Raw genomic sequence first — 11,929 nt, 5'->3', positions numbered from 1 at the left:
CGCCACTACCAGCCGCTGTGTTCGTAATCGGTGCCGCCGATGGTGACCCACACCTCGTAACCGCGGCCTCCGGACCCGTGGAAGCAGCCGATCTCGATGGAGCCGTTGGCCGGGATGTTCCAGCTGGAGCCACCGGCGAAATGCGCCCCACCGTGCGGCGCGTTGCTGTTGCACCAGACCTGATACTTGCCCGCCGGGAAGTCGGACGTGTTGATCACGAACTTCGCGCAGGTGCCGTCGGTGCACTGCCCCGGCCAGTTGCCGGAGGTGCCGCGGGTCACCCAGGCGCGTGGCTGCGGCGGCGGACCCGAGTTCGCGCTGTACGTCGGACTCACGTCGGACCAGGTCTGCGTGCTGTCCATCGCCCGCACGCGGATGTTGTGCGGCTCGTTGTAGCCGTTGCCGACGTTGACCGAGCCGGTCAGACCGACTCCCTGCCAGCCGCCGCCGTCGATGCTGATCTGCACGACCTGGATCGAGCGTCCGTTCGCCGAGCCGCTCGCGTTCCAGCTCAGCTGCACCTGCGTCGGCAGCTGGGCCGCGCTTCCGGTGGGCGCGTGCGGCTTCCCGTAGGGGGTGCCACTCGCGGAGTTCGAGACCGCGCCGGCGTACGTCGAGCCGGACACGTTGGCGACGGCACGCACCTCGACCGTGTAGCCGACGCCGTTCGTGAGTCCGCCGATGACCCTGTTCCCGGGGACGCCGTTCCAGGTGGAGCCGTTCAGCCGGTACTGGTAGCTGATCTCGTTGGAGGTCGCGCCGCCGGTCGAACCCGGGTTGTACGAGATCGTGAGCCTCTGGTCGCCCTCGGTCACCCGCAGACTGGTCGGCGCTCCGGGTGCGATCACACCGCGCCGTGGTGCGGACGGGGCGCTCATGTCGCCCCACCCGGCCTTGTTGTATGCCTGGATGCGGTAGGTGTACGCGGTCTCCGACGTCTCGACGACCACCGCCTGGCTCGTGGCCTCGGGACCGGGAGTGATGGTGCGTACGACCTGGCCGCCGCGCAGCACCTCGAGTCGGTACCCGCGGATCGCGTCGCCGTTCTTGTCCGGCGCTGTCCAACTCACCTGCATCTGTGCCTGGTTGCCCACCGGCGAGAGCTCGGCCGTGATGGGAGCCGCGGGAGCGAGCGGGGGCCCCGCCGGGATCTCGGAAGCCGACCAGCCACTCCAGCTGGAGGGGTCGGGCGCCCTGTTGTGCGCCTGCACCCGGACCTGGTAGTCGGAGCCGTTCTCGAGCCCCTCCCACGTGATGGAGTTGCCCGTGACCTCCTTCTGCGTGATGCCGGAGGGCGGCGCAGGCGAGATCTCGAGCGTGTACCGATCGACCGGAGAGCCGGGGGTGGACGGAGTGGCCCAGCCCACCTTCAGGGACTTGTCGCCGAATTCGAGCGTCGGCGGGTTCGGGGTGTCCGGGCGTGCGTCCGGACGCGCGGGAGCCGACAGACCGGACGGCTTCGATTCGCCGACGCGGTTGGTCGCGGTCACCTGGAACGTGTACTCGACGTTGTTGGTGAGGCCGTCGAGCGTGCAGGTCGTGGACTGGCACTCCTTGGAGTACGGGTTGCCGCCGACCGACCGCACGGTGTACTTCGTGATCTCCGCACCGTTGTTCGACGGCGCCGAGAACGACACCACGACGGTGCGGTCCTGCACGCTGGCGACCACCGGGACGCCCGGCGCCTCCGGAGCATCCTGCACAGTCACGACGATCTGGCCGTTGACCTCGCGATCGACGTCCTCCGTCGCATCCTGGATCCGGTAGCGGACGACGAGTGTCCCCACGAACGCCTTGTTCGGCGTGATGGTGACCTCGTCCTCGCTGAACCCGACCTCGCCGCCACCCGACTCGGCCACGGCGGACACGATCTTCAGAGGCGTCTCCGGGAACGGGTTGAAGTCGTTCGCGAGAGCCGGCACGACGATGGTCTTCCCGGCATCCGCCTGCGAGACGGTGTCGGTGTTCGCCGCCGGCATCGGGCGCGTCGACGCCGTGATCATCACCGCGACGGTGCCCTCGACCGGCTCGGTGGTGCCGTCCGAGATCCGCAGCTTCAGCGTGACCGCCGTGCCCTTCTTGGCGTTCGAGGCCGCCTCGACGACGAGCTTGTCGCCGTCCTCGATCCGCGCCGAGACGCCCTTCTCCTCGCCGCCGACGAGCCGGTACTCGTGCTTGCCCTCGTCCTCGGGGTCGGGGTCATCGGTGAGCGCCGCCAGATCGAGCGAGGTCGCCGGCTCGCCCGGGGCGACGTTGACCTGCCCCTGCACGAACGTCGGCTGCTGGTTCTCCGGCGGAAGGACGTTGATCGGGATGCTCAGGGTGGCCTTGCGGCCTTCCGGATCATCCGGCCCGTCGCCGTCGGTGACCTCGAACGTGAGCGCATCCGGCCCGAAGAATCCCGCGGCCGAGGTGTAGACGAGCGTCTTCGCGTCCTTGAGCAGATCGGACCCGTCAGCATGGTTCGCGCTGATCTTGGCCTTCTCGGTGATGACCACGTCGCCGCCGCCGGCGACCGTGACGTACTCCGAGAGCGGGAGGGTCTCGGTCTCGCCGCTGACCACCTCGAGCGGCTTCGTCGACGTGAGCGTCGGGCGCAGATCGGACCGCGAGGGGACGAAGATGAACGCCGAGGCCTGCAGGTCGTCACGGTCGGTGAGGGTGTATCGGATCAGCTGCAGCTCGTCGGTGACGGTGACGCGCACCTTTCCGTTCTCGAGCCGTGTGCCGCCGGCGCCGACCTCGACGTCGAGACGGTCCTTGGTCCCGTCGGGGTCCTCGTCGTTGGCCAGGATGTCGAGGTCGGCGGTCAGACCGCCGTCCTTGAGGTCGGCGGGCAGCAGCCGGTCGTCGCGCGCGATCGGGGCCTGCAGCGGGACGTCCTCGTCGACGGTGATCTGCAAGGTCGCGGTCGCGGTGGCCCCGCGCGCATCGGCCACGGTGTACTGCAGCGAGGTCTCGGTCGGACGATCCGGCGCGGTCACGATCACCCGGTCGCCGGAGACGCGCGCCTCCAGGCCCTCCGGCACCTCGAGGCCGTCCTCGACCAGCATGATCTTGTCGCCCTCGGGATCCGAGTCGTTCGCGAGGACCGGAACCGCGATCTCGCGCCCCGGTCGCACGACCACGGCGTCCTTCACGGCGTAAGGCGCCTGGTTGATCTGCTCGGCGGGGGCGATGCCGACGCGGATGGTGGCGACGCCCTCCTTGCCGAGACGGTCGCGCACGCGGTACTTGAACACGTCGACGCCGCTCGCGCCGTCCGCGGCCTCGTAGGTGAAGTAGTTCGGCCCCGTCGTGACGCGGCCCTTGCTCGGGCTCGACTCGAGGCCGACGAGCTCGACCGAGTCGCCGTCGGTGTCGATGCCGTCGAGCGGCACCGCGATGTTCACCTCGCTGCCGGCGAGGGCGCGGGCAACGAGATCCTGGGGACGGGGAGCGGCGTTGTTCTCCTCGTCGACGGGCAGGATCTGGATCGTCACGTAACCCGCCGCCTTCTGCTGACGGGAGTCGGAGACCTCGTACGTGAGGTAGACCGTCTTCGCCTCCGGACCGGCCTTGAAACGGACCGTGTCCTGAGAGACGAACGCCTCGCCGTCCTCCGGATCGACGAAGGGCTCGATGAGCTCGGGCTCGACGTGCATGACGTCATCGCTCGGGTGGGTGTCGTTGTCGAGCACCGGGATCGTCACGACGTCGCCGGCGCGGACGGTCGCGGTGTCGGGGTTCGCGACCGGCTGGAGGATCTCGTCCGGTGCCGGGATCGGGATCACCACGACCTCGCCCTCGGCCGACTTGGAGCCGTTCGAGATGCGGTACTTGAGACGCACCTGTTCCTCGAGCGCTCCCTGATCCGTGATCCGCAGCGTCTCGTGGTTGAGCACCGAGACCGAGATGCCGCTGTTCGGCTCGACGGACACCGACTGCACCACGAGGATGCCGCCGGCGGGGTCGGTGTCGTTGTTGAGCACGCCGAGGAGCACGTCGCCGCCGGTGGGCAGCAGAGCGACGTCGCGCACAGCGACCGGCGGCAGATCGGTCTCCGACTCGGGCATCACGTCGACGCGGACGAGGCCCTCGCCGTTCTTCGGGCCGGTCGTGACCTGGTACTGCACGTAGTAGACGCCCGGCTTCTCCGCCATGAAGGTGAAGGTCTTGTTGGGCGTGTTCGGGACGATCGTCGCACCCGGGGTGTCCAGCACGCGACTCAGACGCAGCGGTTCGCGGGAGGTGCTCGTGTCGTTCGCGGTCGGGGCGACCGTGACCTGCTCACCGGCCTTCGTGATCACGTGATCGGCGTTGGTCTTCGGGTTCGTCGACCCCTGCGGGCGCACGTCGAGAGCGATCGTCGAGGTCGCGAGCTTCCCGAACGCGTCCGCGACGGTGACCTGCACGTCCTTGCGGCCCTGCAGGCTGGCCGTCGCCTTGTAGGTGATCTGGCCGTCCCTGCTGAAGTCGACCTCGTCGCCGGGGGCTGCGATCACCTCCTTGAGGTAGATGTCGTCGCCGTCCGGATCGATCCAGTCCGGGAGGATGTTGTACGAGATCGTGCCGCCGGTCTCGACCGCGAGGGACGTCTTCCGCTTCGGAGTGGGAGCCGCGTTCTCGTTCCAGTCGTGCACGGTGAGCGTGACGACCGCGGTGTCCTTGCCCTTGCGTCCGTCGTCGACCTCGTAGGTGAAGCTGGCGGTGCCGGTGGCCTTCTCGTCGACCGCGATCTGCAGCGCTCCGCCGTTGTTGATCTGCTGCACCGTGCCGATCGACGGCTGCGCCTCGGCGAGCGCCGCGACGAGCACATCGCCGTCGGGGTCGTTGTCGTTGTCGAGCACGGGGAGCAGGGTCGTCGCACCGGGGCGCACACCGTAGGCGTCGTCCTCCGCGATCGGCGGGGTGTTCTCCTCGCTGCGCTCCGGCAGGGTGGTCTCGACCGTCTCCTCGGTCGAGTCCTCCTCATTCTCGGTCTCGCCCTCGGGCGGCGTGAGGTCGTTCCAGTTGTCGACGCGCTGCAGGCTCTCGTTGGCCATCCAGGCAGCACCGCCGACGGCGTCATTGAGGATGATCACGTCGCGGTTGACGCGGAAGGTGAGGCTCGTGGAATCCTCGGCGCCGTCGATCGGGGCATTCACGTCGTTGGAGTCGCCGGGGCACTCGCGGATGAAGGTCGCCGACCCCGCCCACGCGCCGTAGGTGCAGCCGCGCAGCCAGACCGGTGCGGCTGCGGTGCCCGCGCTCCCGGCGGAGGTCTCCTCCGGCTCACTGCCGTCGAGGGGCACCCGGACCAGCGCCGAGGGCGTGGCGAGGGCGACCGCGTCGGTGGCGGCGGAGGCCTGCTGCAGCACGGCATCCGCCGCGCCGCCGACCTCGGTGCGGAAGCCGCCGGGAGTCGTGACGACGCCCGCGGCGGCGTCCAGCACGACGGGCGTGCGGCCCACGGCGGTGATCGTCGGACGCTTCGACAGGTCGAGCTCGCCGACGCTGGCGCTCGAGGAATCGCCGGGCGTCCCCTCGTTGTCGACCGGCACGGTCACGACCTCGCCACGCTCTCCGGAGAGGGCGAACACCGTGCCGTCGTCGGCCACCGTGACGTCGGCGTCCTTCCCCAGCTCGGCGATCGGCTCGGCCGCCTCGATCTCGAAGGAGGCGATGCCCTTCACCGGCACGACCCAGAGGTCGCCGGACTTCTCGTCGAGGATCGCGGCCGTGCTGGCGCCCAGCGCCACCTTCGCGGTCGCGGGGATGATCGTGGAGTCTCCGAGCGACACCCGCGCGGGGTCGATCGCCGTCACGGTCGATGCGCTCTGATCGACGACGAGGACGTTGGAGGCTTCCTGGAGGATGTCGTAGTTCTCGCTCGTGGTGCGCAGACCGCCGTCGAGGATGGTGGATTCGTTGTTGAAGTGCCCGACGAGCAGGCTCGACGTCTTCGTGATCCAGACGCCGCCGTCGTTCAGGTCGACCTTGGTGGTCGGGAACCCCTCATAGGTGAAGGCCATGGTGGTGATGGCGATGACGCCGACCGTGACACCGGCAGCCGATGCCAGTGCCTTGGGTCGCTCGCGCATCCATGACAACGCCTTCATTCCCGGTTCCCCCCCAGGGTGACACTCTCCGATTACTCATACGCGGACCCGACGGGCCCACGGAGCACCCGTTCATCCTAACCGCGTCGCGGAATACCACTCGATGGGGACAACTCCCCATCCGCTCCGATCAGGCGCGCCAGCACCCGGCGATGTGATCGTCGACCATCCCGGCGGACTGCATCAGGGCGTACATGGTGGTCGGCCCCACGAACCGGAACCCGCGACGGCGCAGTTCCTTGCTCAGCGCCGTCGACTCCGCCGTGACCGCCGGGACCTCGTCGAAGGAGGCCGGCCGAGTGGCGGATGCCGGTGGGGCGAACGACCACATCAGCTCATCGAGCTCGCCGTCGGCCATGCCCCGCACGATGCGGGCGTTGCCGATGGTCGCCTCGATCTTGGCGCGGTTGCGGATGATGCCCGCATCCGCCATCAGCCGCTCGACGTCGTCCTCGCCGAACTCGGAGACGATCTCGGGCTCGAAGCCCGCGAACACCTCCCGGAACCGCGGGCGCTTGCGCAGGATGGTGATCCAGGAGAGTCCCGCCTGAAAGCCCTCCAGCGCCATCTTCTCGAACAGCGCGCGGTCGCCGCGCAGCGCGGTGCCCCACTCCTCGTCGTGATAGCGACGGTACTCGTCGTCGTCGCCCACCCAGGCGCAGCGGTCGCGGGCGTCCGGGCCCGTGAGGAGAGAGATCATCTCCCCAACGTATCCGCCGCCACCGACGTCGGCCGGCGAGGGTGGCGTCAGTCGGCGAGGGTGGCCGCGTCGATCACGAAGCGGTACCGCACGTCGGAGGCGAGCACGCGCTCGTAGGCGGCGTTGATGTCGGACGCCGGGATCACCTCGATCTCGGCGGCGATGCCGTGCTCGGCGCAGAAGTCGAGCATCTCCTGCGTCTCGCGGATGCCGCCGATGTTCGACCCGGCGAGCGACCGGCGTCCTCCGATCAGCGACATCACGCCGACGGAGAGTGGTTCCGCCGGGGCGCCGACGCAGACCATCGTGCCGTCGATGTCGAGCAGCCCGAGGTACGCGCGCAGATCGATCACCGCGCTCACGGTGTTGAGGATCACGTCGAACGAGCTGCGCAGCTCGCGGAAGGTCGCCGGATCGCTCGTCGCGCGGTAGTCGTCGGCGCCGAGCCGCAGCCCGTCGTCCTTCTTGCTCAGCGTCTGCGAGAGCACGGTCACCTCGGCGCCCAGCGCGTGCGCGATCTGCACGCCCATGTGCCCCAGTCCGCCGAGCCCGACCACGGCGACGCGCGACCCCGGCCCGACGTTCCAGTGCCGCAGCGGCGAGTAGGTAGTGATGCCGGCGCACAGCAGCGGCGCAGCGGCGTCGAGCGCGAGGCCGTCGGGGATGCGCAGCACGAACCCCTCGGTGACGACGACCTGCTCGGAGTAGCCGCCCTGCGTGACGGTGCCGTCACGGTCCGTGTCGCCGTAGGTGAGGACGCGACCTCCGGTGCAGAACTGCTCTTGATCGCGGCGGCAGTTGCGGCACTCGCCGCACGAGTTCACCAGGCAGCCGACGCCGACCCGGTCGCCGACCGCGTGCCGGGTCACGGCCTCGCCGACCGCGGCGACCGTCCCGGTGATCTCGTGGCCCGGAGCGAGCGGGTACTGCTGCGGGCCCCAGTCGCCGCGCACGGTGTGGATGTCGGAGTGGCAGATGCCGGCGAAGGCGATGTCGATCAGCACGTCGTGCGGACCGAGCGCGCGCCGCTCGATGACGGTCTTCTCCAGCGGGGCCGCTTCGCTCGGTGCGGCGTAGGCGTTGACGCGGGTCACGGGGACTCCTTCTTCCGGGGGCTCGGTCCACCCTACGCACCACTTCCGCCTCTTCCGTCGCGAGGGGCGCCGGTAGGGTGAGGCGCATGACTCCGGAGGGGGAAGTCACCATGCGTCGATCCATCCTGCCCGCGCGACTGATCACCATCCTCATCGCCGTCGTCGTCACCCCGTTCGCCGTGGGGCTGATCGCCACAGGCGGCAGCACCTGGGTGTTCACCTACGCGCAGTACGCGATGGCGGAGGTCGACACCTTCCGGTTCGCGATGCCGATCGTGCTCCAGGTCGTCGGCGTCCTGCTCCTCCTCCTCGTCGTACTGACGGGCATCTGGAGCTCCGCGGGACTCATCGCCGTCGGGGTGCTCGCCCTGTTCCCGCTCGCGTGCGCGCTGTTCCCGCCGCTCGTGCTCGAGACGTTCCGGCTCGGCCCGGGCGTCCTCCCCCGCGAGTGGGTCGAGGGTCTGGCCTACGGGTTGCCGCTGTTCCTGCTCCCGGTGCTCGGCACGATGGGCGTCGTCCTCGCGATCGTGCGCCGCCGCCCCGCGCGCCCGGGACCCGGACCCGTCATCGTGGGGGCCATCGCCGCGCCCGTGCTGCTCCTGACCGGGGCGCTGCTGGCGTCCTGGGGCCTCGGGCACGGACGGCTCATCGCCTACCAGCAGGACGGAGGAGGCCTCATCCCCGAAGCCGCGGTCGGCGTCCTGCTCGGAACGCTGCTCATCGTCGCGGGGATCCTGGCGACGCGGTGGTCCGCCTTCGCGCTGCTGCTCCCGGCCCTGGCGGCACTCGTGGCGAGCGTCCTCGTCTTCGTGCCGACCGTGTTCCTCCGGCTCTTCTCCGCCCTCCCGATGCAAGGCACCCACACACTGCTGACACTCGTGCTCCTCGGTGCGGGAACCGCCACGGCCCTGATCTACGTCACCTTCACGTTCGTGCTGGTGCGCGTGCGGAGGCAGGCGTCGTCTCCCGCGGTGGGCGCGGGGCATATGCCTCCGTCGGCATATCCGGCCCCGTCCGCGGCCGCACCGCAGCCGTATCCGTTTTCGCAGCCGCAGCCGCACCCGGGAGCGGGTTCGCCGGAGCCGGGCACAGCACCGTTCCCGCCCGCCCCGCCGGTCCTGCCGTATCCGCCCACGGCCGCACCGCCCGCACCACCGCCCGCGCCCCTTCCCACACCACCGTCGTCTCCCCCGGCCTCCGGGTCCTGAGGGACGCTCCCCCGATCCGTCAAGCCCCCTGCCGGGCAGCACCTCGATCCGTACGCTCGGACCATGAGCATCCCCACCGAACGGATCGACGAGTACCTCGCGCGCTACGCCGCCTCGCTCACCGCATTCGACGCCGAGGCGGCGGCGGACCTGTGGTCGACGCCGGGCATGATCGCCGACGACCACGTGTCGGGCGTGCTCGAGTCCCGTGAGGCGATGATCGTCGGGCTGAAGCAGTCCTATCCGCTGTACCGCGAGCTCGGGCTGGCATCCGTCGGCCACGAGCTTCTCGACGCGAACACCCTGTCCGAGCGGCTGGTGCTGGTGCGGGTGCGGTGGCTGTTCCGCGATGCCGACGGCGAGCAGCTGACCGACACCACCAGCCACTACCTGCTCCGGGAGGAGGAGGAGTCCGGGCTGCGGGCCTGCCTCTGCGTCGAGACCGATGCGGCGGAGAAGCTGCAGGCGCTGGCTGCCGAGCGCGGCGTCGACCTCCACGGGTGGACCTCGTCCTGATCAGGGCGCTCCACCTCGGAGCAGGCCGCACACGCAGAGATCCCGCCCCCGACGACGCGGGAGCGGGATTCCTGAGCGGTGAGACGAGCGGTCAGCGCTTCTGCTTCAGCGCCTTCTCCTGGATCGGGGCCTTCCCCGTCGCGGCGAGGTCGGCGTAGTACGCGCGGGCCTCGTCCTGGCGCTGCTTCTCCAGGCCGCTCGCGATGGGTGCGCGAACGTGCTCGGGCTCGTACCCGAACGCGTCCACCAGGTCGAGGGCATACGGGCGCAGCCGCGCGCACAGGCGGTCGATGTAGCTCGACACGGCCGCGGCGCGCTGGGTCGACAGGCGTCCGTGGATCAGGTGCCAGGCCAGGTGCTTCTCGATGAGCTGCAGACCGAACAGGTCGCGCAGCCACGTGAGCACCTTCTTGGTGTCGGCGTCGTCGATCTGGTGCACGGCGTCGGTGAACGCCTCCCACTGCAGCAGCTCTCCGTGCGCACGCGCGGCTTCGATCAGCTCGGCCTGGTTCTCGTTGAACAGTCGAGCGCCGAGCGCCTTGTCCTTCGCTCCCGGACGCAGACGGCCGGCGATGTCGGCCACCATCTGCTGCACACGGCCGGCCAGCAGGTCGTGCTGCTGCTCCTCCCGGAGCCCGCGCTCGACCGATCGCGCCACCTGACCGAAGTCGGAGACGGCCTGACCGAGCTGTCGGAGTCCGGCACCGTGGAATACCTTGCCCGCGGTCATCCCGACGGCGAACTTGGCGAGCGCCGCCGCGTCCTTGCCCTGGAACTGCTTGGCGTAGTCGGTCAGCAGACGCTTGCCGACGAGCTGCAGCAGCACGTTGTTGTCGCCCTCGAACGTGACGTAGATGTCGAGGTCCTGCCGGAGGCCGACGAGACGGTTCTCGAACATGAACCCTGCGCCGCCGGTGGCCTCGCGGGCCTCCTGCAGCGTGTCGAGCGCGTGCCAGGTGGACAGCGGCTTCAGCGCGGCCGCGAGGGTCTCGAGGTCCTCACGGTCGGCCGGGGTGTCGGTGCGACCGGAGAAGACGCCGTCGAACTTCTGCAGGAACTCGTCGTGCGCGAAGATGTGGGCGTAGGTGGTCGCGAGGCGCGGGAGCAGACGGCGCTGGTGCTTGCCGTAGTCCATGAGCACGACCTCCTGCCCGTCCGCTCCGTCGAACTGACGACGCTGCGTGGCGTAGGTGATCGCGATGTGGAGGCCGAGCGCGGAAGCCCACGATGCCGCACCGTCGAGGGACACGCGCCCCTGGACCAGGGTGCCGAGCATCGTGAAGAAGCGACGGCCGGGGCTGTCGATCGCGCTGGAGTAGGTGCCGTCCGCGGCGACGTCGCCGTAGCGGTTGAGCAGGTTGGTGCGGGGAACGCGCACGTGGTCGAACGAGAGGCGTCCGTTGTCGATGCCGTTGAGTCCGCCCTTGAGCCCGTCGTCCTCGCGGCCGATGCCGGGAAGGTCGACGCCGTCCTCACCGCGCAGCGGCACATAGAAGCAGTGCACGCCGTGGTTGACGCCGTTCGTGATCAGCTGCGCGAAGACGGTCGCCGCGACGCCGTGCAGGGCCGCGTTGCCGAGGTACTCCTTCGTCGCTCCCCGGAACGGGGTGTTGATGACGAACTCCTCGGTCTCCGGGTCGTACGTCGCGGTCGTGCCGACGGCCGCCACGTCCGAGCCGTGTCCGATCTCGGTCATCGCGAAGGCACCGGGGATGGAGAGATCCATCACCCCGGGCAGCCACTTCTCGTGGTGCTCCTTCGTGCCGAGCTGCAGGATCGCCGAGCCGAACAGCCCCCACTGCACACCGGACTTGATCTGCAGGCTGGGGTCGGCGACCACGAGCTCTTCGAAGCCGGCGATGTTCGCGCCGTTGTTCTCCTCGCCGCCGAGCGACTTGGGGAACGCGCGGTGCACGGCCTTGTTCTCGACGAGGAGGTGCAGCTGGCTGAGCACGCGCTCGCGGTGCTCGTCCTTGCCCAGCTCGTCCTTGCGCCAGAACGCGGAGTCCTTGATCATCTCGCGCGCCTGGCGACGGACGTCGCCCCACGTGCCCATCAGGGCCTCGTTCACGCGCGCGACGTCGATCTGCGGCGGAGCCGCGACCTCGTGCGATTCAGCGGATGTCGTCGAAGGACGGACGGCGGCGTCGACCATGGCATTCCTCCAGGAAGTAGGGATAGCTCCATGGTAGGTCTGCGACAAACACGCACGAACTCCGCTGTGCGCTTCCTCCAACGGATCGGCGGCACGTCCCCCTCGGGCATTGTCGCCTCGCGACAGGCGGGGGCATTGTCGCCTCGCGACAGGTGGGGCATTGTCGCCTCGCGACA

The 11,929-nt window shown here is 69.7% G+C and carries 6 protein-coding genes; 2 read left to right on the top strand and 4 right to left on the bottom strand.

The annotated features are described in order from the left end of the window. Positions 1-5 precede the first annotated feature (5 nt). From MME74_RS02710 to MME74_RS02700, 3 genes are all read right to left on the bottom strand, one after another. Positions 6-6,062: an Ig-like domain-containing protein gene (locus MME74_RS02710; protein ID WP_267417137.1), complete on the bottom strand. Its 6,057-nt coding sequence runs from the start codon at positions 6,060-6,062 to the stop codon at positions 6-8. Positions 6,063-6,210: 148 nt separating this feature from the next. Further along, positions 6,211-6,780 carry a DNA-3-methyladenine glycosylase I gene (locus MME74_RS02705; RefSeq protein ID WP_267417136.1) on the bottom strand — a complete coding sequence of 190 codons (570 nt, stop codon included), beginning with the start codon at positions 6,778-6,780 and terminating at the stop codon, positions 6,211-6,213. A 47-nt stretch (positions 6,781-6,827) separates the two neighbouring features. Continuing rightward, positions 6,828-7,874, bottom strand: a complete 1,047-nt coding sequence (locus MME74_RS02700; protein ID WP_267417135.1) for an NAD(P)-dependent alcohol dehydrogenase — start codon at positions 7,872-7,874, stop codon at positions 6,828-6,830. 110 nt (positions 7,875-7,984) lie between these two features. Here MME74_RS02700 and MME74_RS02695 point away from each other — a divergent pair, with 110 nt between their 5' ends. Both MME74_RS02695 and MME74_RS02690 read left to right on the top strand, forming a co-directional pair. Continuing rightward, positions 7,985-9,082 (top strand): hypothetical protein, encoded by a 1,098-nt coding sequence (locus MME74_RS02695; RefSeq protein WP_267417134.1) that lies wholly within the window; start codon positions 7,985-7,987, stop codon positions 9,080-9,082. 63 nt (positions 9,083-9,145) lie between these two features. Then, positions 9,146-9,598, top strand: a complete 453-nt coding sequence (locus MME74_RS02690; RefSeq protein WP_267417133.1) for a hypothetical protein — start codon at positions 9,146-9,148, stop codon at positions 9,596-9,598. 91 nt (positions 9,599-9,689) lie between these two features. On the opposite strand, the gene MME74_RS02685 is transcribed toward MME74_RS02690, so the two are convergent. Next, the gene (locus MME74_RS02685; RefSeq protein ID WP_267417132.1) at positions 9,690-11,753 is read right to left on the bottom strand and encodes an acyl-CoA dehydrogenase; all 2,064 of its coding nucleotides are present in this window, start codon (positions 11,751-11,753) and stop codon (positions 9,690-9,692) included. Positions 11,754-11,929: the final 176 nt, after the last annotated feature.

It is taken from the genome of Microbacterium oxydans (assembly GCF_026559675.1).
Classification (GTDB): Bacteria; Actinomycetota; Actinomycetes; order Actinomycetales; family Microbacteriaceae; genus Microbacterium; species Microbacterium oxydans_D.
The sequence above is the reverse complement of the archived record's forward strand: the minus strand, read 5'-3'. Positions and strand labels throughout refer to the sequence as shown.